Origin of the sequence: Thioclava sp. GXIMD4216 (assembly GCF_037949285.1) — a bacterium.
In the GTDB taxonomy this organism is placed as follows: Bacteria; Pseudomonadota; Alphaproteobacteria; order Rhodobacterales; family Rhodobacteraceae; genus Thioclava; species Thioclava litoralis.
The window spans coordinates 2,435,642-2,460,011 of the sequence record NZ_CP149926.1; the positions used below are offsets into that span (position 1 = coordinate 2,435,642).

Annotated in this window: 20 protein-coding genes; 7 read left to right on the plus strand and 13 right to left on the minus strand. The window is 63.0% G+C overall.

Annotation, left to right across the window (positions count from 1 at the left end; all coding sequences use genetic code 11):
• Nucleotides 1-25: 25 nt before the first annotated feature.
• A complete protein-coding gene (locus WDB88_RS11855) occupies nt 26-904 on the minus strand; it encodes an EamA family transporter (protein WP_339107882.1) in 879 nt (292 codons plus the stop codon).
• 79 nt (nt 905-983) lie between these two features.
• On the opposite strand from WDB88_RS11855, the gene WDB88_RS11860 reads away from it, so the two are divergent.
• On the plus strand, nt 984-1,508 hold the full coding sequence (locus WDB88_RS11860; protein ID WP_339107883.1) for a MarR family transcriptional regulator: 525 nt from the start codon (nt 984-986) through the stop codon (nt 1,506-1,508).
• Here WDB88_RS11860 and WDB88_RS11865 read toward each other — a convergent pair.
• Nucleotides 1,486-2,862, minus strand: a complete 1,377-nt coding sequence (locus WDB88_RS11865; RefSeq protein WP_339107884.1) for a PLP-dependent aminotransferase family protein — start codon at nt 2,860-2,862, stop codon at nt 1,486-1,488. The genes WDB88_RS11860 and WDB88_RS11865 overlap by 23 nt on opposite strands.
• A gap of 118 nt (nt 2,863-2,980) precedes the next feature.
• Between WDB88_RS11865 and WDB88_RS11870 the strand changes: the two genes are divergently transcribed.
• Nucleotides 2,981-3,856 carry a DMT family transporter gene (locus WDB88_RS11870; RefSeq protein WP_339107885.1) on the plus strand — a complete coding sequence of 292 codons (876 nt, stop codon included), beginning with the start codon at nt 2,981-2,983 and terminating at the stop codon, nt 3,854-3,856.
• A gap of 123 nt (nt 3,857-3,979) precedes the next feature.
• Entirely contained in the window at nt 3,980-4,447 is a 468-nt protein-coding gene (locus tag WDB88_RS11875; RefSeq protein WP_339107886.1) for an NUDIX domain-containing protein, read from the plus strand.
• Nucleotides 4,448-4,502: 55 nt separating this feature from the next.
• On the opposite strand, the gene glmM is transcribed toward WDB88_RS11875, so the two are convergent.
• From glmM to WDB88_RS11915, 8 genes are all read right to left on the minus strand, one after another.
• Nucleotides 4,503-5,849 (minus strand): phosphoglucosamine mutase, encoded by a 1,347-nt coding sequence (glmM, locus tag WDB88_RS11880; protein ID WP_339107887.1) that lies wholly within the window; start codon nt 5,847-5,849, stop codon nt 4,503-4,505.
• Nucleotides 5,846-6,868 (minus strand): dihydropteroate synthase, encoded by a 1,023-nt coding sequence (folP, locus tag WDB88_RS11885; RefSeq protein ID WP_339107888.1) that lies wholly within the window; start codon nt 6,866-6,868, stop codon nt 5,846-5,848. Before folP ends, glmM begins: the two co-directional genes overlap by 4 nt.
• A 53-nt stretch (nt 6,869-6,921) precedes the next feature.
• Nucleotides 6,922-7,824 carry a dihydroneopterin aldolase gene (locus WDB88_RS11890; protein ID WP_339107889.1) on the minus strand — a complete coding sequence of 301 codons (903 nt, stop codon included), beginning with the start codon at nt 7,822-7,824 and terminating at the stop codon, nt 6,922-6,924.
• Between the two features lie 110 nt (nt 7,825-7,934).
• Nucleotides 7,935-8,606 (minus strand): cell wall hydrolase, encoded by a 672-nt coding sequence (locus tag WDB88_RS11895; protein WP_339107890.1) that lies wholly within the window; start codon nt 8,604-8,606, stop codon nt 7,935-7,937.
• A gap of 232 nt (nt 8,607-8,838) precedes the next feature.
• Entirely contained in the window at nt 8,839-11,376 is a 2,538-nt protein-coding gene (locus WDB88_RS11900; RefSeq protein ID WP_339107891.1) for a putative PEP-binding protein, read from the minus strand.
• Between the two features lie 131 nt (nt 11,377-11,507).
• Entirely contained in the window at nt 11,508-13,568 is a 2,061-nt protein-coding gene (gene glyS / locus WDB88_RS11905) for a glycine--tRNA ligase subunit beta (protein ID WP_339107892.1), read from the minus strand.
• A 1-nt stretch (nt 13,569) separates the two neighbouring features.
• Complete coding sequence (locus tag WDB88_RS11910) at nt 13,570-14,007, minus strand: DUF6446 family protein (protein WP_339107893.1); 438 nt, start codon at nt 14,005-14,007, stop codon at nt 13,570-13,572.
• Nucleotides 14,008-14,009: 2 nt separating this feature from the next.
• Complete coding sequence (locus WDB88_RS11915) at nt 14,010-14,945, minus strand: glycine--tRNA ligase subunit alpha (RefSeq protein ID WP_339107894.1); 936 nt, start codon at nt 14,943-14,945, stop codon at nt 14,010-14,012.
• Between the two features lie 183 nt (nt 14,946-15,128).
• Here WDB88_RS11915 and WDB88_RS11920 point away from each other — a divergent pair, with 183 nt between their 5' ends.
• Nucleotides 15,129-17,066 (plus strand): trypsin-like peptidase domain-containing protein, encoded by a 1,938-nt coding sequence (locus WDB88_RS11920; RefSeq protein WP_339107895.1) that lies wholly within the window; start codon nt 15,129-15,131, stop codon nt 17,064-17,066.
• A 62-nt stretch (nt 17,067-17,128) separates the two neighbouring features.
• On the opposite strand, the gene WDB88_RS11925 is transcribed toward WDB88_RS11920, so the two are convergent.
• Both WDB88_RS11925 and WDB88_RS11930 read right to left on the minus strand, forming a co-directional pair.
• Complete coding sequence (locus WDB88_RS11925) at nt 17,129-17,962, minus strand: inositol monophosphatase family protein (RefSeq protein ID WP_339107896.1); 834 nt, start codon at nt 17,960-17,962, stop codon at nt 17,129-17,131.
• A 146-nt stretch (nt 17,963-18,108) separates the two neighbouring features.
• A complete protein-coding gene (locus WDB88_RS11930) occupies nt 18,109-18,474 on the minus strand; it encodes a helix-turn-helix transcriptional regulator (RefSeq protein ID WP_339107897.1) in 366 nt (121 codons plus the stop codon).
• A gap of 330 nt (nt 18,475-18,804) precedes the next feature.
• Between WDB88_RS11930 and WDB88_RS11935 the strand changes: the two genes are divergently transcribed.
• From WDB88_RS11935 to WDB88_RS11945, 3 genes are all read left to right on the plus strand, one after another.
• Entirely contained in the window at nt 18,805-19,779 is a 975-nt protein-coding gene (locus WDB88_RS11935) for an NADPH:quinone oxidoreductase family protein (protein WP_339107898.1), read from the plus strand.
• A gap of 132 nt (nt 19,780-19,911) precedes the next feature.
• The gene (locus WDB88_RS11940; protein ID WP_339107899.1) at nt 19,912-20,685 is read left to right on the plus strand and encodes a Bax inhibitor-1/YccA family protein; all 774 of its coding nucleotides are present in this window, start codon (nt 19,912-19,914) and stop codon (nt 20,683-20,685) included.
• 160 nt (nt 20,686-20,845) lie between these two features.
• On the plus strand, nt 20,846-23,350 hold the full coding sequence (locus WDB88_RS11945) for a cation:proton antiporter (protein ID WP_339107900.1): 2,505 nt from the start codon (nt 20,846-20,848) through the stop codon (nt 23,348-23,350).
• A 77-nt stretch (nt 23,351-23,427) separates the two neighbouring features.
• Here the strand turns inward: WDB88_RS11945 and WDB88_RS11950 are convergent, their stop codons facing one another.
• Complete coding sequence (locus tag WDB88_RS11950) at nt 23,428-24,363, minus strand: DUF4880 domain-containing protein (protein ID WP_339107901.1); 936 nt, start codon at nt 24,361-24,363, stop codon at nt 23,428-23,430.
• Between the last annotated feature and the right edge of the window lie 7 nt (nt 24,364-24,370).

Here is a 24,370-nt window from a genome sequence, read left to right on the forward strand (position 1 = left end):
GACGCCTGCCACGCCTCTGTGCCGCTCAGGAACGGGACAGACCCGCGCCACGCCGTGCCCCTGTCGCAGGGCGGGTTCCCAACCAGACGCTGAGCAGCACCACACACGCCCCCGCCCATTGCGCCGCTGACAGCGTTTCCTGCCGCAGCTGCCAGCCCAGCAAGACCGCCGTGAGCGGGCTGAGAAAGCCCAGCCCCGTTACCGCCGCAGGCCCCAGGCGTTCGATCCCGCGAAACCAGAAAAAGTAGCTTAGCGCCGCCCCTGCAAGGCTCAACCAGAGAAAGCCCACAATCGCCCCCGCCCCGAGCGCGGGAAGCGCGGGCTCGGCCAGAAGGGCGAAGGGCAGCAGCAATATCCCCCCCGCCGTCAGTTGCCACGAGGTGAAGGTCAGCGCCGACACGTCGGGGTGCCATTTGCGCGTCAGCACCACCCCCGCGGCCATAGAGACAGCTCCCAGCAAGGCCGCGCCCATTCCGACCGGATCGAAATCCGCCCCCGGCCCCAGCACCAGAAGGCCCACGCCCCCCAATCCTGTCAGCGCGGCAAGAATTCCACGCTGCGAGAGCGGAACCTGCAGGATAAAGCGGGCCAGAACCAGCACGATCAACGGCTGCACCGCCCCCAATGTGGCGGCCACCCCGCCCGGCAGGCGATAGGCCGCCACAAACAGCGCGCCCCAGAACAGCGCAAAGTTCAACGCCCCCAAGATCAGCAGGCGCCCGAGCCAGCGCCTTGGGGGCCATTGCCGGGTCAGCGCCATCAGCAAAAGCCCCGCAGGCAGCGCGCGCAAAGCGGCATCGGTGAGCGGATAGCCTGCGGGCAAAAGCCCGGTGGTGACAATATAGGTGCTGCCCCAGATCACCGGCGCAAGGGCGGTCAGCAGCATATCGGTCTTGGCGGACATTGGTTTCTCCATCTATCTTGATGTCGAGATAAATGAGAGAAACTTGACGTCAAGATAAAAACCGCCTATCCGCTGTTTTATGGATCAAGTCGACACTATTCTCGCCCAGTGGCACCAAGAGCGCCCCGATCTTGATGTCGGGCCGATGGGGATCTTCGGCAGGCTCAAACGGCTGACCGATCATCTGTCCCAAGAGATGGCACAGCTGTTCAGACAGCATGACCTGACGGCGGCGAGCTTTGATGTTCTGGCAACATTGCGCCGCGCGGGGCCGCCTTATGCGCTGAGCCCTTCGGCATTGATTTCCTGGACGATGGTGACCTCGGGCACGATGACCAACCGGCTGGACCGGCTGGAAGCCGGCGGGCTGATCGAGCGGCGCAGCAACCCCGAGGACGGGCGCGGCTCGGTTGTGGCGCTGACCGATACGGGCTTCCGGCTGATCGATCAGGTGGTGACCGAGCATGTGGCCAACCAGCACCGCCTGATCAACGATCTCCCGCCGCCCCTGCGGGCTGCGATGGACGAGGCGCTGCGCGCATGGCTGGCCCGGATCGATCCCCCCAAAGGCGAGCCCCCCGTCACCCCAGCACCTCCCGCATGACCTCGTAGATCTGCGGGTCCTGCATCTGCGTCACATTGAACCGCATGAAACGGCTGGCCGAATGCGATGGGCTGAACACATTGCCCGGTGCCAGCATCAGGTTTTTCTGCATCGCGCTTTGGGCAAAATCGCCCGTATCGATGCCGTCGGGAAAACGGCACCACAGGTAGAACCCGCCGCGCGGCAGAACCCAAGGGGTGATTCCCAATCCGGCCAGCCGCGATACAGCGGTTTTACGGGCCCCATTCAGGCGGCGATGCAGATCGGCAATATATCTGCGATACCCGCCCCCTGCCAGCACGCTGGACAGCAGCTCTGTGGTCACAGGGCTTGGCCCGCCAAAGCTGGTGGCCACCTGCAAATCGACCAACGCCTCGATCCAGTCCGCGCGCCCCGCGATATAGCCGCAGCGCATCGAGGCCGAAAGCGTCTTGGAAAAGCCGCCAATCCTCAGCACCCGCTCCAGCCCGTCCAGAACGGCAAGGCGCGGTGTCGGGTCGGGATCAAGATCCACAAAGGTGTCGTCCTCGACGATGGTCAGATCATGCGCCGCAGCCAACCCCAGCACGCGATGGGCCACCGTCGGGGCAAGCGTGGCCCCTGTAGGATTATGCAGCGCGGAATTGGTCAGATACAGGCGCGGCGCATGGGCCAGCGCCGCCTCGAAAGCCACAAGGTCGGGCCCGTCCCTCGTATAGGGCACGCCGAGCACCTCCACCTGATGGGCCCGCAAAAGGGCACGGAAGTTGAAATATCCCGGATCATCCACCAGCACCGTATCCCCCGGACGCAGCAGCAACCGGCAGATCAGGTCCATAGCCTGCGACGCCGATCCCGTCAGCATCAGTTGATCCTGCGTCGCCTGCAGGTTCTCTGCCGCAAACCGGCCCAGCAGGCAGCGCCGTAATGCCGGAGAGCCGCGCGCAGTGGCGTAATTGGTCAGCACCGTCGTCTCGGCCTTGGCAAGCTGGCGCAAGCCCCGCCGCAGTGCCTCATGCGGCATCCAGTCCTCGGGCAGCCAGCCACAGCCCGGTTGCAAGCTGCCGGCCCGCGCATCCATCGACTGGCGCGACACCCAGAACGGATCGACAGCGCGTGCCTTGGGCGTTGTGGCCGTGCCCAGCGTCCTCAGTGCGGGCGGGCTTTCGGCCACGTAAAACCCCGCCCCGCGCCGAGCACGGATCACCCCTTCTGCCGCGAGACGGTCATAGGCCTCGACCACGGTTGACGGCGAGACCTTCATCTGTTCGGCAAACCGGCGGATCGAGGGCATACGGTCCCCCGGCCCCAAGGCACGCGCCGCGATCCTGTCGCGCAGGGCCTCGATAAGGCGCTCGGTCTTGGTGCCCGCCATAGGATGCTCCTTCAAACTGTATGCCCCGCTGATCCAGTACAGTTTGACAGAATTGTACTGGACTGTGCCTGTCTATATCGCCGGACAGGCATTACCCAGCCCAAAAGGAGACCAAGCTATGGATCAAAGACTTCGGGGCTGGAACAAAGGGTGGGGCAGCGGCTGTCTGGGCATGCTGATCTTTAGCGGCTCGCTACCGGCCACACGACTGGCCGTGGCGGATTTCTCGCCGCTTTTCCTGACGGCAATCCGTGCGTTGATCGCGGCGGCGCTGGCCCTTGTCTGCCTGACGGTCCTGCGCCAGAAACGCCCTGCCGCACGCGATCTGGTAGGGCTGGCCGTGGTGGCCCTTGGGGTTGTCGTGGGGTTTCCCCTGCTATCGGCCTTGGCGTTGCAATCGATCACCGCTGCCAGATCAGCGGTATTCATCGGGCTTTTACCACTGTCCACCGCGCTTTTTGCCGTGCTGCTGGAAGGCGAGCGCCCGCGCGCCCGTTTCTGGCTGTTTTCGCTGGCAGGGGCGGCAAGCGTGTCCGGCTTTGCCCTGACACATAGCGCAAGCGGTGCCCTGCGCGGCGATCTGCTGATGTGCGCGGCAATCCTGATCTGCGGACTGGGCTATGCCAAGGGGGCAAGCCTGTCGCGCCGTCTGGGCGGCTGGCAGGTCATCTCATGGGCGCTGGTGCTGGCCGCCCCCGTGACGGGCCTGCTGGCCACCGCCACATGGCCTGCCGCCGGATTGCGCGGGGTCTCGCCTGCGGCATGGGCAGGGTTGGGCTATGTGGCCATATTCAGCATGCTGGTGGGGTTTGTCTTCTGGTATCGCGGATTGGCTCTCGGAGGGATTGCCCGCGTCGGGCAGCTACAGCTTCTGCAACCTTTCTTCGGCCTCCTGCTGGCGGCGCTCTTCCTGCGGGAACCGGTTGTCTGGCCGATGCTGGCCTGCACGGGCCTGACCGTGCTCTGCGTCGCCGGTGCCCGCCGCTTTGCCTGAGCGCATGAAAACCGCCTCAGGCGCGGCAGGGCCTTTGGTCGCCACTGCCATAAGCAGACAGTGAGGACGCCCACCCGTTCTGCGCGCATTGCCCCGCCCGGACATCATTGATACTCTGCCCGTATGACATATTGGCGCCCTGCCCAGACCATCCGCATAAAGACCCTTGGCCTGCATTGGCGCGAGGGGCGGCTTCTGGCGGCCTGTGTCTTCAACGATGATGGGACGCTAAAGGGGGTGCGCCCGTTGGGGGGCACCGTCGAATTTGGCGAAACCGCCGAGAGCGCGTTGATGCGCGAGTTTCGCGAAGAGCTGGGTGTGACCGCAACAATTATCGGGCCGCCGCTTTTCATGGAAAATCTCTATCACCACGAAGGGATGCAGGGCCACGAGCTGTTGATCCTGTTTCCGGTGGATCTGCCCGTAGAGAGATTGCCCGCAACGGGCGGCTTTACCTTTTACGAAGACAGCGGCACAGCCTGTCACGCCGACTGGTTCGCGCTGGACGGGCTGGATGGCCCGAACCAGCCTTCGCTCTATCCGGCAGGGCTGAAAACGCGCCTGCAATCCGCTCAGACGCAGGCCATCTGAAACCGGCCTTCATGCCGAAGGGCGGCCCGCACGCCGCCCGAAGCTTTTCCTGCCCTCAGCCTGCGGCCACTGTCACGGCCTCGACCACCGCATCCACGCAGGCCTCCAGCACCTTGTCATCCTCGCATTCCGCCATCACGCGGATCAGAGGTTCGGTCCCCGATTTACGGATCAGCAGCCGACCCTGCCCCGCCAGACGGGATTCGGCCTCGGCAATCACCTTCTGCACCCGAGCGTCATTCAAGGGCTCCTGCCCTGCCTGATAGCGCACATTCTTCAGAAGCTGCGGCACCGTGTCAAACTGGCGCACCAGATCCGAAGCGCGCTTGCCCGTCTCGGCCATCGCCAGCAGGAATTGCAGCCCCGCCATCAGACCATCGCCGGTGGTGGCGTAATCGGTCATCACGATATGGCCCGATTGCTCGCCCCCCAAGTTGAAACCTCCCGCGCGCATACGTTCGACCACATAGCGGTCGCCCACTTTGGTCCGCTCAAGCCCTATGCCGTGCCCTTGCAGGAAGCGCTCGAGACCGAGGTTCGACATCACCGTGGCCACCAAGGCCCCGCCGCGCAGAATGCCCTTTTCGGCCCAGCGATGGGCAAAAAGCGCCATGATCTGGTCACCATCGGCCACGCGGCCCGTCTCGTCGATGATCATCACGCGATCGGCGTCCCCATCCAGAGAGATGCCCAGATCGGCGCCATGAGCCACCACCGCTTCGGCGCAGGTCTCGGTATGGGTCGAGCCGACCCTATCGTTGATATTATAGCCATTGGGCGAGACACCCACGGGGATCACCTCGCAGCCCAGCTCCCACAGCACCTGCGGCGCGGCCTTATAGGCGGCCCCATTCGCGCAATCGACCACAACCTTCAGCCCCGACATACGGTCGCGCGCAGGAAAGGTCGTCTTGGCATATTCGACATAGCGCCCAAGACCGTCATCAATACGCTTGGCACGACCGATATTATCGGGCACCGCCAGACGGATCTCGCCCTCCAGCATGGCCTCGATCTCCATCTCGGCCTCATCGGACAGTTTGAACCCGTCCGGCCCGAAGAACTTGATCCCGTTATCCTTGGCGGGGTTATGGCTGGCCGAGATCATGATCCCCAGATCGGCGCGCATGGACCGCGTCAGATAGCCCACAGCCGGCGTCGGCACCGGCCCGAGCAGCAGCACATTCATCCCCGTCGAGGTCAGACCGGCGGTCAGCGCGTTTTCAAACATATAGCCCGACAGGCGGGTGTCCTTGCCGATGACCACGCGATGGCCATTGGTGCCTGCACGGCGGAAATAGCGCCCCGCCGCCGCGCCCAGACGCAAAGCCATCTCGGCGGTCATATGGCCCTGATTGGCCTCGCCGCGCACGCCATCGGTGCCAAAAAGTTTTCTGCTCATTTCTCGTCCTCCCAGCCCAGGGTCAGGGCCGCCCAGAGGTTTACCCCCTGTTTGATTTCCGCCACATCATGCACGCGGTGGATCTGCACACCCTGCGCGATGCCCGCAAGGGTCACAGCCAGAGTACCGGGCATACGGTCCTTTGCGGCCTCGACCCCCGCGATGGTGCCGATGAAGCGCTTGCGCGAGACGCCTAGCAGGATCGGGCAGCCAAGGCTGTGGAACAGCGACAGCCCGCGCAGAAGTGTCAGATTATGTTCGACCGTCTTGCCAAAGCCGATCCCCACATCCGAGATGATCGCCGCGCGGTCGATCCCCTCGGCCTCGGCCAGCGCAATTCGTTCTTCGAGATGGTCATAGACATCCAGCAGAACGTCATCATATTCGGGCTTGTCCTGCATGGTCTCGGGGTCGCCTTGGGCATGCATCAGACAGATCGGCAGGCCCGACACCATCGCCAGTTCCGCCATGCCCGGATCATATTCCATCGCCGAGACATCGTTGATCATATCGGCGCCCGCCTCGACCGCCGCATCGGCCACCAGAGCCTTGCGCGTATCAATCGAGATCGGCATGTCGAACATATCGCGCAGCTCCTGAATCAGCGGCACGGTGCGCTCGATCTCTTCATCCTCGGGCACGGTCTCGGCGCCCGGACGGGTGCTTTCGCCGCCGATGTCAAAGATATCGACACCCTCTTCGACCATCGCTTCGGCGCGTTCCATCGCCGCATGCATGTCGAAATACTCGCCGCCATCCGAGAAACTATCGGGCGTGGCATTCAGGATGCCCATCACCCGCGGCACCTCGAGGTTCATCGACCCGATCATCCGGCGCTTGGCGGTCAGCCGTTCCAGCACCTCTTCTGGGCAATGCTGCGCGGGGATCACCTCGGGCGGCAATCCACGGCGCAGAACCTCGACTTCATCAAACCAGCACCAGCCACCGGCAAGCCGGAGGGCGGTGTCGGGGCGGGCAAGATCCGTGCGCGGGATCGGGCGATAATAGAGCTTTTCCATGGCCTCCATTCACCGCATGTGCCGCGATTTGGCAAGCCGTCTTTGCGCGGCGCTCAGGCGTGGGTCAGAACCTTCACGCGGGAACCTGCCGGCGCTGCAATATTTCCGTGAAGTTCCAACCGCTCGGCCACCAGCTGTTCGGCCAACCAGACGGCAAGCGCCACCGCATCATGCGCAGCCCCCTTGGGCCCGTCCACCGCATCCAGCACAATCTTCGAGGGCGCCCAGACGACCGTCTTGCCGTGTTTCATCGCCCAATCAAGCTCGGTGCGCGACGACACAACCACACAGCGCGCATCGCGCCCCGCCAGAACCCAGGCGTTCTGCTCGATGGCCAGCAGGTCAATCCGGCGCTGGGTGGGCTTTTGCGCCGATTGGGGCGGCGTGGCCTCGGGCAGACCAACCACTAGAACCACAGCCTTTGCCCCCGCCTCCAGCGCATCAAGCCGTGCGGCAAGATCGGGGGCCTGAATGACGTCATTGGACAGATAGGCCAGCACGGGATGCACGGCCTCGCCTTCCGCCTGCACCGGCACCGAGGCCCGCGAGCGCACGATTTCCACGCCCAGAGCCCCCGGACCACGGTCGAGCTTCTCGATCCGCACGAAGACCCGCATCGCCTGAGGGGCGGCCAGAATACGCTCGGCCACGCGCTCGGCCAGCGTTTCCAGCAGGTTCAGACGCTCGGCGGCAAGCTCGGCGGCCACGGCCTCGGTGATCCGGTCATAAGACAGGATGCGGTCCACATCATCCTCCAGCGGCGCCGTCACCGGCCGCACCTCGACCACGATATTGAACTGCAGCCGCTGGCCATGCCCGCGCTCCTGCTGGAAGGCCCCGATATCGGCTGTCACGATATGGTCGCGCAGGCTGATCCGGTCGCGGGGATCCGCCGGAGCCGAGGCGATAGAACGCTCTTCGGGGTGAGCAAAAGCTTGGGCGATATCGCTGGACATGTCGGTTCTTTCAGGCTGCGGATGGCGCGGAAAATAGAAAAAGGGCGGGCCATTGCCCACCCCGAAACGTCAGATGCCGGCGAGAAACGACACCATCACGCGCTTATGCCTCAGTTCGATGCGGTGCGCACCGGCTTGCGGTAGAAAATATGCGCCCCGACACGCGTGGTTTTCACAAAACGCTTCGACCAGGACGGGCGCACGGCGGGGGTGTGGAAGTAGGTCGCCCCTTGGGTAAGGCTGCGCGGCGCACCATCCATCATCGCACGGGCCACCTTTGCCACGCGGGCATAGCTGGCGCGGTTGGCAATGGCATCCGTCTTGCCATCGCAGGTCCAACTGAACTGGCACGAGCGCTTGCCGCCCTGATGCACCACGCCACAAACGGTATTCGGGAAGGCGGGGTCATCGACACGGTTGAGCACGACCTCGGCCACGGCCTGCTGCCCCGCCAGACTTTCGCCCCGCGCTTCATGATAGATCACCTGCGCCAGACAGTCGAACTGGTCGCCCCCTTTGGCAACCGGCTGTGCCGCCAGCCATGCGGCGGTCAGCTCGGGCGGGGTCGCACCTTCCGGCGGGGTGAGCATCTTGGAAATCTGCGAGGCCGAGAACCTGCCCAGAGTGTCGCGCTCGCCCGAGAGCATCGAGGCCAGCGGCGCGTCGATATCGATTGTCGGATCATTGGAACCACTGACGGTCACTTCCGCCTGCGCAGAGCCCAAGCCAGCACAAAGCGTCAGGGCAAAAATCGCAACAATCTTACCGACCAGTTTCGTCATGAGTCCGTCTCGCAGTGGTTACACGCCCTGACGGACCCGGGCCCATCACGACCCGGCGGAGGTACATCCTAAATCGTTAAAAATCTACAACCAGATGATTTTCCCAGCATTTCCGTCAAATAAATGGCGAAAATCCGCCTACCTTAACGTAACCTTGACGTTATCAAGTTTCGCGGAATCCTGAAAACTGACTGATTTACATCAAGTTTTAAGGTCACGAAACGGAGAGTCATCATTGTTGCTGTTTCGGAGCCAAGAGCGCAAAATGCGCCGCAGCAAGCCGCGCCACCGGCACACGAAATGGTGAACAGGACACATAATCGAAGCCCGCAGCCCGACAGAAGGCAATCGATTCGGGGTTTCCGCCATGTTCGCCACAGACCGAAATCGTGATATCGCGCCGCGTCGCACGCCCCCGCCCTGCCCCGATCAGCAGCAGCTCGCCCACCCCTTCGATGTCGAGAATATGGAACGGGTCCTCGGCAAAGACGCGCTGATTGACATAGGTCGACATGAAGCGCCCCGCATCATCGCGCGACAAGCCATAGGTCATCTGGGTCAGGTCGTTCGTCCCGAAGGACATGAACTCGGCATGTTCGGCAATCTCGCCCGCGCGCAGCGCCGCCCGCGGGGTCTCCATCATGACGCCAAGACGGTAGGAAAACTGCGCCTTCTGCTGGGTGCGGACAGCCGCTGCCACCGCATCGATCCGCGTCTTCACCAGCTCGACCTCACGCGAGGCCGAAACCAGCGGGATCATGATCTCGGGCACGATAACCGACCCGCGCCGCCCCGCCTCGATCACCGCCTCGAAAATGGCGCGGGCCTGCATGTCGTAGATTTCGGGCAGGGTCACCCCAAGGCGCACCCCCCGCATGCCAAGCATCGGATTAAACTCGTTCAGCGCCTCGCAGCGCCGCGTGACCTCCGAAAGCGGACGCCCCACGGCCTCGGCCAGTTCGCGCAGACCTTCGCGGTCATGCGGCAGGAATTCATGCAAAGGCGGGTCGAACAGCCGGATACAGACCGGCGCCCCCGCCATAATGTCGAACAGCGCGATGAAATCGTTGCGCTGCATCGGCAGCAGACGTTCCAGCACGGCCGCGCGATCCTCGGGGCTGTCCACGAAAATCATCTCGCGCATCACGGTCAGCCGGTCTTCATCGAAGAACATATGTTCGGTCCGGCACAGCCCGATCCCGTCCGCCTCGAAGTTACGCGCCGTGCGGGCATCATCGGGCGTGTCGGCATTGGCGCGGATACCGATGTCGCGCACATTATCCGCCCAACGCAGAAGCGTGCGGAACCCGTCATCCAGCGCGGGTTCCAGCATCTCGGCCTCGCCTAGCAGCACTTCACCGCTGGAGCCATCGACCGTGATGATATCGCCCTCGCGGAACACCCGCCCCTTGGGGCCGGTGAAACTACGGTCGCGCGAATTGAGCGTGATGGAATTGCAGCCCACGATGCAAGGCAGCCCCAGACCGCGCGCAATCACCGCCGCATGGCTGGTCATGCCGCCCCGTTCGGTCAGCACCGCATTGGCCGCATGCATGCCGCGGATATCCTCGGGCTGGGTCTCGCGGCGCACCAGAATGCAGGGTTCGTCCCGCGCCGCCGCCGCCTGCGCCGCCGAGGCCGAGAACACGATCTTGCCCGTCGCCGCCCCCGGCGAGGCCGCGATTCCCCTAGCGATCACATCGCGGGGCGCGCGCGGGTCCACCTGATAGTGCAAGAGCTCGGTCAGGGCACGCGGTTCCACCCGCAACAGCGCCTCGTCGCGCGGGATCACCCCGTCTTCGGCCAAAGCCACGGCGATCCGCACCGCCGCGCGGGCCGAACGTTGCACCCGCACCGCATCAATCACCGCGATCCGCCCGCTTTCGATGGTGAACTCGATCTGCATCTCCTCGCGCAGGCGGGTCCGGCAGACAGGGCTATAGCTGCAAAGCTGGGCAAACACATCGGGGGCCACATCCTCCAGTGCCGCGCCACGCGGGTCGCTGGTCAGATAATGGGTGTCCACCGCATTGGTCCGCCCCTGCGACTGGCCACGGAACCGCCCCGTAATCTGCGGTTGACCGGTGACACTTTCAACAAACTGGATCGTCCCCGACCCCGACAGGCCGGGACCGATGCCCAGTGCCATCTCCTGCAGCACCAGCCCCAGCGTCGCCTCGGCGGGCGCGCCTTTGGCCTGCCGCAGAAGCCGCGCCGTTGTGCCTTCCCACGCCCGCGCCATAGAGCGCAGAACCTCGCGCAGTTGCAGCAACGGATCTTGCGGGAAATCGTCATCCATTTCTTCGGCAAATGCGGCAAGCGCTTGTTCCAGCGCCCCGTCGCCCGCCTCGGCCGAGAACATGTCGGGGTCAAGCCGCGCGACATGGATCGCATAGCCTTGCACGAAATTCAGATAGAGCGCATCCGCCGCCTCCTGCCCGTGGCTGGCGCAAAGACGCTGATGCATGGCGTCATTCATGCCCACATTCAGCACCGTCCCCGGCCCGCCCCATTCGGGGTTTTCGGGGCTGGAGCGCACGGAAATCAGGAAATCCTGCCCGAAAACATTGGTCAAAGGCGCCAGATCGGGCATCTGCCCCGTGGCAATCGCCTTCACCGTTTCAACCGGCAGCGCAACTGTCGGCGGCACCGGCAGATCAAGCCGGATCAGGCGCTGCAGGCATTTTGCCCGCCAGCCGTGCCGCGATTTCTCAACTCTGGCCGTCGGGGTCAACTCGACGAATTCGGGAAAATCATAGAATTTCTGCATCGCAGCACGCCCTATTTTGCAGGTGCAGCATACATGAAAACCGGAGGCACGCAAAGCATGTGCCGCCGGTTTCGCATGAACAACTTTTTACCAAACCAACCTGCTTGAAAAATAGCAGGCAGATAAAGCACTTAGCCCTCGATTCGGTTCAGATCGGCCACCGAGAGACAGATCTGACGAATACGCGAGAGCAGGTTCAGACGGTTCCGGCGCACGATCTGGTTGTCGGAATTGATCTGCACGGCGGTGAAGAACGCATCGATCGGCGCGCGAAGCTGGGCCATCGCCCCCATCGCGCTTGCAAATTCTTCAGCTTTCATCGCGGGCGTGATCTCGGCCTCGGCCTTATCAAGGGCGGCAAACAGCGCCTTCTCCTCGGGGCCTTCGGCAAATTTCACATCCGCGCCGAAGCTGTATTCAACGCCATCCTTCTCTTCGGCCTGCGCCAGAATGTTATTGGCGCGCTTATAGCCCTGAATCAGGTTCTCGCCATCATCGGTTTTCAGGAAGCCCGACAGCGCCTCGGCACGGTTGACCAGCAGCGTCAGGTCATCATTTCCGGGCATCGCCAGAACCGCATCGATCACATCATGGCGGATGCCCTGATCCTTCAGATAGACCTTCAGACGGTCATGGAAGAAGGACAGAAGATCGCCCCCGTCCGCGCCCTCATAGCCTTTGGCAAAGACCTCCAGCAGGTTCAGACGCAGCTCATTGGTCAGGATCAGGCGGATCACCCCCAAAGCCGCACGGCGCAGCGCAAAGGGGTCTTTGGAACCGGTGGGCTTTTCGTCAATCGCCCAGAAGCCCGTCAGCGTGTCGATCTTATCGGCCAGAGCCACGGCCACCGTCACCGGCGCGGTGGGCACATCATCGGACGGGCCCAGCGGCGAGTAATGGTCGCGGCAGGCATCGGCCACGGCCTCGGGCAGACCCGCACGTTGCGCATAATAGCGCCCCATGATCCCCTGCAGTTCGGGGAATTCATAGACCATTTCCGAGCGCAGATCGGCCTTGGCGACTTGGGCGGCCTCACGGGCCAGATCGGGCGACGCGCCGACCTTATCCGCAATCTCACCGGCCAGTGCCGCGATCCGCGCGATGCGGTCGGCCTGAGAGCCAAGCGCGTTATGGAAGGTCACATCGGCCAGACCTGCGCCCATGCCCGACAGGCCTTCGGTTTTCACCAGACGGTTGTCGTTTTCCCAGAAGAATTTGGCATCCGACAGACGCGCCGAAAGCACCTTCTGGTTGCCCTTCAGGATGGTCGCGCCATGATCCGCCGTCTGGCGGTTGGCCACGGTGACAAAGCCCTCGATCCGGCCCGTCTTCGGGTTTTTCACCGAGAAGAACTTCTGGTGCTCTTTCATCGAGGTCTGCAGCACCTCGGGCGGCAGTTCGAGGAATTCCGCGTCGATCTCGCCCATCAGCGCCACGGGGCATTCGACAAGCCCCGCCACCTCGGTCAGCAGGCCACGGTCGGCCACAAGTTCAAGCCCGCGGGCAAAGGCCATCTGCTCGGCATCATGCCAGATGGTCTGTTCACGCTCGGCACTGTCCAGAACGACGGATGCCGCCGCCAGCTTGGCGCAGTAATCCTCAAAGCCCGTCACAGCAAAACGGCCCGGCGCCATAAAGCGGTGGCCTTCGGTCGTATTGCCCGACTTGATGCCGTCGATGTCCAGCTCAACCACTTCGGCGCCGCTTTCATCGGACAAAAGGCACAAGATCGAATGCAGCGGGCGCACCCAACGCAAGGAGCCCGCGCCCCAGCGCATCGACTTCGGCCAAGGGAAATTGCGGATGGTCTTTTCCAGCACCTCGGCAATGATCGCAGGTGCCGGACGGCCCTCTTTCTCGACGACGGCAAAATAGACCTGCCCCTTTTTCTCGTCGCGGATCTCCAGCTGGTCCAGCGTCAGACCGGTCGAGCGCAGGAAGCCCTCAACCGCTTTCTCGGGCGCGCCGACCTTGGGGCCTTTGCGTTCCTCGCGCAGGGTCGGGCTCTCTTTCGACAGGCCCTCCAGCGTCAGCACAAGGCGACGCGGGGTGGAAAACGCCCCCGCCGAGGCGTAGGTGAGGCCCGCCTCGACCAGCCCGTCGGTCACAAGCTTCTTGAGGTCCTCGCGCGCGCGGCCCTGCATCCGCGCGGGAATTTCCTCGGAAAAGAGTTCGATTAGAAGATCGGGCATGTCAATTCTCCGCGGCGTGTCGCTGATGCCAGGCATAGGCCCGGCCATCGGAATAAATGGCCACCACCCGGTCCATACCGGGGGTGATGTCGGGTTCGGACAGGAAGGCCACAGCCTCGCCTGTGCGCAGATCCTCGGTCAGGCGGGCCGGATCATAGCAGGACAGCCCACGGGTGTCCGGCTCGGGCTTGGCCAGAGGGTCTACGGTGAAAGTTTCGGTCAGCATGCCAAGGCTGAGGGGCGTGGTGAAACAGCCCCGATAATCCGCGGCCAAGGCATCCTGCGTGGTTTTAAGACCGTCCGTCAGGATCGGCTCGGGCTGGCCTGACGAAATCGACACAAGACGGATCTCCTGCGCCTGCGGGGTCGCCGCAAGCGCGAGAGAGGCGGTTCCCCCCGCCAGAGCCACAAGGGCCAGTATCCTGTGCCAAGCCGCCATGATCAGGCCGCGCCGCCTGCGGGCGTGCGCACAAAGGCATCGGCGCATTGCTTGGCCAGCGCCCGCACCCGCCCGATATAGGCCTGACGCTCGGTGACCGAGATCACGCCGCGCGCATCCAGCAGGTTGAAGAGGTGGCTGGCCTTGATGCATTGATCATAGGCGGGATGGGCCATGATGATCCGGCGCTCGGCGCTGTCTTCATCGGCTTGGGCCAGAATACGCTCGCATTCGGCTTCGGCATCCTTGAAGTGCTGCAAAAGCATATCGGTATCGGCCACATCGAAGTTCCAGCGGGAATATTCCTGCTCGGTCTGCTTGAAGACATCGCCATATTTCAGCGCGATCGGCGCGTCGGGGTCGTTGAAGGGCATATCCATCACATGGTCGATGCCCAGCACATACATCGCCAGACGCTCAAGACCATAGGTCAGCTCGCCCGAAACGGGGTGGCAGTCATGACCGCCGACCTGCTGGAAATAGGTAAACTGCGACACTTCCATGCCGTCGCACCAGACTTCCCAGCCCAGCCCCCAAGCGCCCAGCGTCGGGGATTCCCAGTCGTCTTCCACAAAACGGATGTCATGCAGGTCGATATCGATCCCGATCGCGCGCAGCGAGCCCAGATAGAGCTCTTGCAGATCCGGCGGGCTGGGTTTGATCAGCACCTGATACTGGTAGTAATGCTGCAGGCGGTTGGGGTTTTCCCCGTAACGGCCATCGGTCGGACGGCGCGAGGGCTGCACATAGGCGGCGGCCCAAGGCTTGGAGCCAAGCGAACGCAGCGTGGTCGCAGGGTGGAAGGTGCCCGCCCCTACTTCCATGTCATAGGGCTGCATGATCGCGCAGCCCTTGCCCGCCCAATAGGCTTGCAGCCGCAGGATAATCTCCTGAAACGACCGCGGCGCGGCGGGTTTGGTGGCGGTGGCATCTGACATGCGAACTCTCCCAGACGGATCTGTCATCGAAACTTGCCTATGCCTGATAGGCAAGCCCGCAAGCGGGGTCAACGTGCAACAACACGCAGCCTTGGACAACCGCACCGGCTTTAAGGGATGACGCGGGCCAAAACCCTGCTAATTTGCGCCAACTTTGCAATTTTGAACAGGGCAGGAATTATAATGAGGGTTATGCGCAAAGCTGTGTCGATGATGGTCGGGGCCAGCCTGACGGGAATGGTCTGGGCAGGCGCAGCATGGGCGGCCCCCCTGTGGCTGCAGATCGAAGCCCAGCCCTCGCTGGCACAGGCCGAACAATCGGCACGCGGTTGGTCCAGCCTGCCCGATCTGGCGGGCTTTGCGATGACCACAGGATGGTATGCCATTTCCGTCGGTCCGTTCGACACACGCGAGGCCGCCAATGACCGCCGCCGCCTACTGCAACGCGAGGGGCTGATCCCCTCTGATTCCTATGTCACCGACGGGGCCAATTACCGCCAGCAGTTCTGGCCGGTCGGCGCGCGCTTCCAGCAAGTTCCAACGTCTCAGGCCACGGCCCCACAGACCCCGCAGGATGCACCCGTTAGCGCGGGCGATCCGATTGCCCCCGTGGGCGAGATGACCGCCCTTCCCGAGGCCGCGGCATCGCAGCCTGCGACACCCACCACACCGGCCACCGAAACGGGCACAGAGCCCGCGCCCGCGCCCGCGCAAAGCCCGTCTGAAACGCCCGCTCTTGTCCAGCCGTCCCCCGCACAGCCCGATCCTGCTGTGGCACAAGAGGCCCCGCCGGTCGAAACGCTGGCCCAGTCCCGTCAGCGCGAATCCCTTCTGACGCGCGACGAGAAGATGGCCATTCAGGATGCGCTCTCGTGGCAGGGCGTCTATACCGGTCGACTGGATGCGTCTTTCGGTCCGGGCACGCGCAGCTCGATTGCCGCTTGGCAGAGCGCACAGGGCGAAGAGCCGACAGGCGTGCTGACATCCGCCCAGCAGGCCGCCCTTCTGGCCCAAGTCGAAAAGGAACGCGCCGAACTCGGGCTGGAGATCGTCGAGAATAACGATGCCGGCATCCGTATTGCCCTGCCCACCGGTCTGGTGGCGTTCAAAGGCTATGACGCGCCGTTCGTGACCTATGGCCCGAAGGACGGATCTGGGGTGTCGGTGCTACTGATCTCGCGTCAGGGCGACGCCAAGAACCTCGGCGCGCTATATGATGTGATGCAGCGTCTGGAAATGGTCCCGATGGAAGGGCCGCGCGCCCGGACCGCGACCGCGTTCCATATCGAGGGACGAAACGACAGGATTGTCTCTTATACACAGGCAGCTCTATCAGGCGGTCTGATCAAGGGCTTTACGCTGGTCTGGCCCGCAAATGGCGATATGGCACAGCGCGCGCGCGTGCTGAACGCCATGCAGCAGAACTTCCAGCCCTTCGGCAATCAGGCACTGGACCCGACCTTGGGCAAGCCGATGACCGTTAGCCGCGAAGACCTGACCAGCGGGCTCGACATCCGCAAACCCGCCTTTGCGCGGTCAGGCTTTTATGTGGACAGCCACGGAACGGTCGCCACCGCCGCCGCCGGTATCGACAGTTGCACGCGCCTGACCATCGAGGATGGCAAGGCCAAGCTGACGGCACAGGACAAGGATCTGGGGCTGGCCCTGCTGACGCCGGAAAAACCGCTATCGCCCCGTCAGGTTGCCAAATTCCAGACGGCACAAACCGCGCCGGGGGCCGATATCGCCGTGGCAGGGTTCTCCTATCCCGAGGCGCTTTCGGCACCGGTGCTCAGCTTCGGAACGCTCACGGCGCTCAAGGGGTTGGAGAACGAACCCCAGCAGGCACGTCTGGCCCTGCGCAGCCTGCCTGGCGATGTCGGCGGCCCCGTGCTGGACAGCTCGGGCGCGGTGATCGGCATGGTGCTGCCCAAGACCACCGCAGATGACAAGATCCTGCCCGAAGATCTGTCGGTGGCCCTACAAGCCCAGCCAATGGCCGATGCGATGGCCCGCATGGGCACAGCCCCGGACGCCGCAGAGCCTCATGGGGCCATTGCCACCGAAGACCTCACGCGGGCGGCGCAGGGTCTGGTTGTTCATGTAAGCTGCTGGAAATAAGGGAGACACCCCTGCAAGTGCCGTTTGCACATTTGCAGGGGAAAGCGTGCAAGGCGAAGAAATCAGGCGTTCAGAAGCGCCAGCGCTGCGGCATGAACCTCGGGGTTTGCCGCAGCAATCACCTGCCCGCCCAGATGCGCCGGACCGCCCTGCCAGTCGGTCACCAGACCGCCTGCTGCCTCGACCACGGCCATCGGCCCCTGAATGTCGTATGGATGCAGCTGGGCCTCGATCACCAGGTCGATCTGCCCTGCCGCCAGAAGCGCATAGGCATAGCAGTCCATCCCGTAACGGGTCAGCTTGGCCGCTTGTGATACCTGCCGGAAAGCCGCGCCTTCTGCGGCCGTGCCCACTTCGGGGAACGTCGTGAACAGCACCGCATCGGCCAGCGCCTGCGGAGCCGCTGCGCGCGTCTTGAGCGGAAATTCTCCATGCGGCCCGATCAGCCGCGCCTGCCCCAGACCGCCGATAAACCGCTCGCCAATATAGGGTTGGTCCACGACCCCAAGGAACGGCGCGCCCAAGGCACCGTCAACCACCTGCGCCAAACCGATCAGCACGCCCCAAGTGGGTGTGCCCGACATGAAACCACGCGTGCCGTCAATCGGGTCAAGCACCCAGACATAGCCGCTTGTGCCAAGCGATTGCCCCTGCTCTTCCCCGTAAATACCATCATTCGGACGTTCTTTTGCCAGAATGGCGCGCATCGCGGCTTCTGCCGCGCGATCCGCTTCTGTCACCGGATCGAAGCCGCCCGCATCCTTATTGGCTGCAGCAATACCACCAAGCGGACGAAACCGCGCCAATGTTTCCACACGCGCCGCATCCGCAAGCCGCTGCGCAAGATCAAGCAAGGCATCGGCTTCAAGAGATGTGATATCCAAAGGCTTTTTCATCGCGCACTCCCGCTTTTGTTCAAGCGGTACAGAGCCACCTTCGGGAGGTCAAGGCAAGGCATGATGCCGCGCCTCGTAAGACGTGCCACCCCACGCCCTAGCCCGGCCCAGACAGGCCGGACGACATAACGCGCAGGATCGCAAGATCACGCGGCAGAAGACGCCGAGAGAACCTTGGCCAGATCGAACAGGCGGCGGCGCTGCTCTTCCGGAATCGCGTAATAGGAGCGCACCAGAGCCAGTGCTTCCTTATCCGCCAAGATATCGCCTTCGACCTCTTTCTTCTCGACACGGCCTTCCAGCCCTTCGAAGAAGAAGGAAATCGGCACATCCAGCGCTTCCGAGATGTCCCAAAGACGCGATGCCGAAACACGGTTCATGCCGGTCTCGTATTTCTGGATCTGTTGAAATTTGATTCCAACCTTGTCAGCAAGTTGTTGCTGCGTAACGCCAATCATCCAGCGACGATGGCGAATACGTTTGCCCACATGGGCATCAACTGGGTGTTTCATTCAATCGTCCTTACAACACTACAAAAAGGAACCTAGCACGTACGCACACGCATAGGGCGGCATTTCCTCACAAATGGTCGTCAAAACTGGTATAAAAAGCCTAAACAAAGTTAATCTTTGCGTCGCTTTCTTAAATTTTATCGTCGCGAAGCTTAAAGCGAGCCTAATTTACCCCCTTCTCCCCCAGCGTGTTTCGCAATTTGCATCGCAAAATGCAAATGTGTCAAAATTTTGGTTATACGTAATTCCAATACGAATCATTCTAAACCGCTTGCGCTGCGCGACTCAGATTATAGGCTTGCCCGATCCCGAATGCGACGGAAGAGCCCTATGAAAGCCTATCAAATTCACGACTTTTCTGCGGCGCCGCAGGTCCGCTCCCTGCCTGATCCGGTTCCCGCCGCAGGAGAGTTGAAAATCCGCATCCATGCCTGTGGTCTGAATTTCGCCGATCTGCTGATGATGCAGGGGCGTTATCAGGACACCCCCGCCCCGCCCTTCACCTTGGGGCTGGAATGCGCGGGCGAGGTCGTAGGCTGCGGCGAAGGCACATCGACCCCGCTGGGCACGCGCGTTGTGATCTATGCCGGTCAAGGGGGGCTGGCGGACTATGGCTGCTTCCCCGAAGAAAGCTGCATTCCGCTTGCGCAGGGCACATCCTATCTGGAGGCCGCGGGCCTGCTGATCGCGCATGGCACCTCGCATCTTGCGCTGGACCGGAAGGCGGGCTTGCGTAGCGGCGAGACGCTGGCCGTCATCGGAGCGGCTGGCGGGGTCGGGCTGACCGCCGTGGAAATCGGCGCAAGGCTTGGCGCAAAGGTCATTGCCGTGGCCCGCGGGGCAGAAAAATGCGCGGTGGCGCGCGCAGCAGGCGCGGCGATCACGCTGGATAGCGAAAGCGCCGACCTGAAAGCCCGCCTGAAAGAACTGGGCGGTGTGGATGTCGTGTATGATGCCGTGGGCGGCGCGTTGGGCGAGGCCGCATTTCGCGCGCTCAAACCGGGCGGACGCTTTCTGCTGATCGGCTTTGCGGGCGGCACTCCGCCCGAATTGCCGCTGAATCACGCGCTGGTCAAGAACATCTCCATTCTCGGCCTTTATTGGGGCGGAATGCGGCAGATTGATCCGGAGATGTTCCGCAGCTCTGTCGAAGCCGTGATGCAAGATCACGCCAAGGGGCTGCTGACCCCGCATATCTCGCATGTCTTCGATCTTGCCCAGATCGAGGAGGCCTTTGAAATGCTGCGCAGCCGCCGCTCGACCGGAAAGCTGGTCATCCGGATGGCACCTTCCACATCCGCGTGAAAAACTCTCCGGTTAACCTCTTTTCCGGCCAAAACCGCAGCGACTCTCTCTTGAAATGATCAGCAAGCCTGCCAATATCGGCAGACGACAAGCGTGCCACACGAGGCGCGCGCCGCTTCATGGAGGGATTTGATGGCTGGTTTTAACACGATGCGCACCAATGCCGGTACGCGTCAGGCGCTGATCGACGAAGGTCTGCGCGCTCATATGAACAAGGTCTACGGGCTGATGTCGGCAGCGATGCTGATCACCGGGGTCGTGGCATGGGCGTTGGCCGGTCTTGCAATGACCAATGATCCGTCGATGGCCGTCGGCACCATGCGCAATGGCACCATGCTGACCCAGTTCGGCGCGCTACTTTACACCTCGCCGCTGAAATGGGTGGTGATGCTGGCCCCGCTGGCCGTGGTCTTCCTGTTCTCGGCCACGATCCACCGCATGTCGGTTGGTGCGGCGCAGCTGGTGTTCTGGGTCTATGCCGCCCTTGTCGGTGCCTCGATCTCGTCGATCTTCCTTGTCTTCACCGGCGTTTCCATTGCGCAGACCTTCCTCGTGACGGCCATCGCCTTCGCGTCGCTCTCGCTTTATGGCTACACCACCAAACGTAACCTGTCGGCTATGGGTTCGTTCCTGATGATGGGTCTGATCGGCCTCATCGTGGCCTCGATCGTCAACATCTTCATCGCCAGCTCGGCGCTTGCCTTTGCGGTGTCCGTGCTGGGCGTGCTGATCTTCGCGGGCCTCACCGCCTATGACACCCAGAAGATCAAAGCGACCTATATCGAAATGGCCCATTCGGGCGAGGACTTCCTTGGCAAAGCGGCCATCATGGGGGCGCTGAGCCTCTATCTGGACTTCCTCAACCTGTTCATGATGCTCTTGCAGCTCATGGGGAACCGCGACTAAGGCGCCTACCTGCCTGTCTCGGCCGGAAAGCCAATAGCGCAGCCGCCGATCTTCGGCGGCTGCTTTCATATCTAGCCACCCCTCCCCCTTTCCCCTGCCTGCCAGAAGGCCCTGCGAAACCGCCTTCAAAGGGCCATTGTCAGCCGCTATCATTCGGGTCATGGAAATCGTTATCATCGTCGCGGTCATCGCATCGCTTTTCTTTGTGATCGGCATTGCCGAACCTCTGGCCGCGCGTTTGCGCCTGCCCTATTCCGTGATCATCGCGCTGCTGGGTATCCTGATCGGCAGCGCTGCCATCTTCTTCTTGCAGACCACCCTGACCGACGCGCTGAACCCGCTGGCCGAGGCGATCCTGAATTTGCCGATCAGGGCGAATGTCTTCCTCTATATCTTCCTGCCGCTCTTGCTGTTTCAGGTCACGCTGGGCATGAACCTGCGACGGATGCTGGATGACTGGGTGCCCATTCTGGTCATGGCCGTGGTGGCGGTGGTGGTGGCGACACTCTCGGTGGGCTATGCGCTGTCCTATACCTCCAGCCTGCCGCTGGCCGCCTGCCTTCTGGTCGGCGCCATTGTCTCGACCACGGACCCTTCGGCTGTGGTCAGCATCTTCCGCTCGCTTTCGGCCCCGCAACGCTTGGCGCGGATCATCGAAGGCGAGAGCCTGCTGAACGATGCCGCCGCCATCGCGCTTTTCGGGCTGTTTGTCAGCTATGTCATGCTGGGAGTACCGGACCCCAAACTGGGCGAGGCGCTTGGCCGCTTTCCGATGCTGATCGCCGGAGGCGTCATGACGGGCTGGATCCTGTCGCAGATCGGCCTGCGGATCATGGGCCTGTTTCCACGCTATGAACAGGCCCAGATGTCGATTTCGGTCGCGCTGCCCTATCTGGCCTATATCATCGCCGAACAGCTTATCGGGGCCTCGGGGGTGATTGCGGTTGTCGCCGCCGGGCTGACGCTCAATCTGGCGGGCCCGCGCCGGATCGAGCCGACGACATGGACCAATATGCGAGAGACATGGGATCTGGTGGCGCATTGGGCAGGGGCGCTGATCTTCATTCTCGCCGCGCTGCTGATCCCGCGGCTGCTTGAAGGCACGACAGTCACCGACTTCCTGCTGATCGGGGTCGTGGTGCTTGCCGCCATTCTGGCGCGTGCGGTGATCCTGTTCGGCCTGCTGCCGGTGCTGACCCTGCTGCGCCTTTCGCCGGTCGTGGAACGCCCCTATCGGGTGGCTATCCTGTGGGGCGGGCTGCGCGGCGCGGTCACATTGGCGCTGGCGCTGGCGGTCACCGAAAACGCGCTGGTCCCTGTCGAGATCAAGCGCGTGGTCGGTATTCTGGCCACCGGCTTCACCCTGTTCACCCTGATCGTGCAAGGGACAACCCTGCGCAGCGTGATCGGGCGGCTGGGGCTGGACAAGCTGTCCCCGCTGGATCAGGCGCTGGCCAATCAGGTGATCGCCGTTTCACTGCAAACCGTGCGGGAAGATGTCGCCAAATCCAGCGACAACTACAAGCTGAACCACGAGATCGTGCGGGCCGAGGCCAAGCGCTTCGGCGAGCGGCTGGACGAGGTCGTGCGCTCGGCCGAGGCCGGTGCCAATATCCTTGACCGTGACCGCATCACGCTGGGTCTGATCGCCTTGGCGGGGTTCGAGCGCGAACAGGTGCTGATCCGCCTGCGCGACCGCTCGATTTCCGCGCGCATCGGCGAGGCCGCGCTGAGCCAGACCGACCATCTGATCGAGGGCGCCCGCACGCATGGCCGGACCGGCTATCAACGTGCCGCCCGACGCGCGGTGTCTTACGGGCGCGCCTTCCGCATCGCAAGCTTCCTGCATAACCGCGCGCATTTCTCCGCCCCGCTGGCCCTGCTGACCGCCGACCGTTTCGAACGCCTGATCTCGGAACGGATGATCCTGCGTGATCTGGACACCTTCATCGACGCCCGCATCCGCCGGATCCACGGGCGTCGCGTGGCCGACCTTCTGCGCGAATTGCTGGGCCGTCGGGTGGAAAATATCGAAACCGCCCTCTTCGGCCTGAGGCTGCAATATCCCGGCTATGCCGAGGAACTGGAGCGCCGCCTGATCCGCCGCACCGCGTTGCGGATGGAAGAGCGCGAATATAACATCATGCATGAGGACGGCCTGATCAGCGAGGAAGTCTTCATTTCGCTGATACAGGATATCTCGGCGCGCAGGCTTCAGGCCGAAGAGCGCCCGATGCTGGATCTACAGGTGCAGCGGGCCGATATCCTGCGCCGGATGCGACTGTTCGAGGATCTCGACGACGCGGTGCGCAAACCTCTGGGCCGCAGCCTGCGCACGCGCTATTTCGACCCAGGCGACAAGATCATGCGCAAGGAAAGCCATGCCCGCAGCGTCTTCTTTATCGCCTCCGGCGCGGTCGAGCTTGAAACCGCGGGGCAGATCTCGCGTCTGGGCCGTGGCGACATGTTCGGCGAACTGGCTCTGCTGACAGGCAAGCCGCGCCGCACCGATGTGCGCGCGATCACGCCCTCGACCATTCTGGAACTCGACGAGAAACGCTTCCGTAAACTGATGCGCCGCAGTCCCGCGATCCGCGAAGCGGCAAAGATTGCGGCCGCCAAACGCGGGGTCTCTATCGACGCGCTGCTGGAGGAAACAAGCTGAGGGCGCTTTGCGACCTGACCCTTTGCGCCGTAAGCTGAGGCCGCAGCGGGGATGTGCCGGACACATGCCCGCCGCCCTCAGGCCGCGCGCAAGACAACAAGATAGTCGGTCAGCGCGTAGCGTCTGACGGGGAGGGTTGCCTCGATGGCGGCGAGCACGTCCTCGGGGCGATGTGTGGCAAAGACGCCGCTGACCGGCAGCTGCAACAGCGCCTGTTCCATCACGATCACCTTGCCATGCCGATAGCGGCCAAGGTCGTCCAGAACCCTGCCCAAAGGCTGATCCTCGAAAATGAACCGCCCCGACATCCAGGCATTTCCGGTCTGCGGGCTCCATTGTTGGCGTGCACCCCAGTGATGGCCCTCCAGCAGCACCTGCTGGTGCCTGCCAATCTTCAGATCGCCCGCATGGGGATGCGCCAGACGGGCCTCGCCCTCCTGCACACTTACGGCCAGCGCATGTTTCCAAAGATGCAGCTGATACGCCCCTGCCCCCGCCTGCAAGCTGACATGCCCGGCTTTCAGATGCAGCAGCGACGCGTTCTCGGCCACGCGGAACCGCGCGCGGCCCTGACGCAGACGCAGCCAGCCGCCGCCGTGATCTTCGGCGGCAAGCGCTGTTCCGGCATCCAGATCCACTGCGGTGCCACCGCTGAGCTGCGCCGAACGGATTTCCCCGATTCCGGTCTCCTGCAGGACCGGCGCGGCCATGCGGTGGTGCACATAGCCCAGCCCTGCCGCCGCAAACCCTGCCGCCAGACCTGACGAAAGAAAGGCCCGTCGACTGGCGCTGACCGGCCTTCGGAACACCGGAGCCGGAAGATCCTTCACATCATCCAGAGCCCGCCAGACATCCCAAAGGGCCTCGAACTCGGCACGATGCGCAGGATCTTTGGCCAACCAATGCGCCGCAGCCTGCCGGTCCTGTTCTGTCGCCTCTTTGGAATGGAGCGTCACAAACCAATGAAGGGCCTCGGATTTCACAGCGTTCTCTTCCTTCATGACATGCGTCACATCCGTG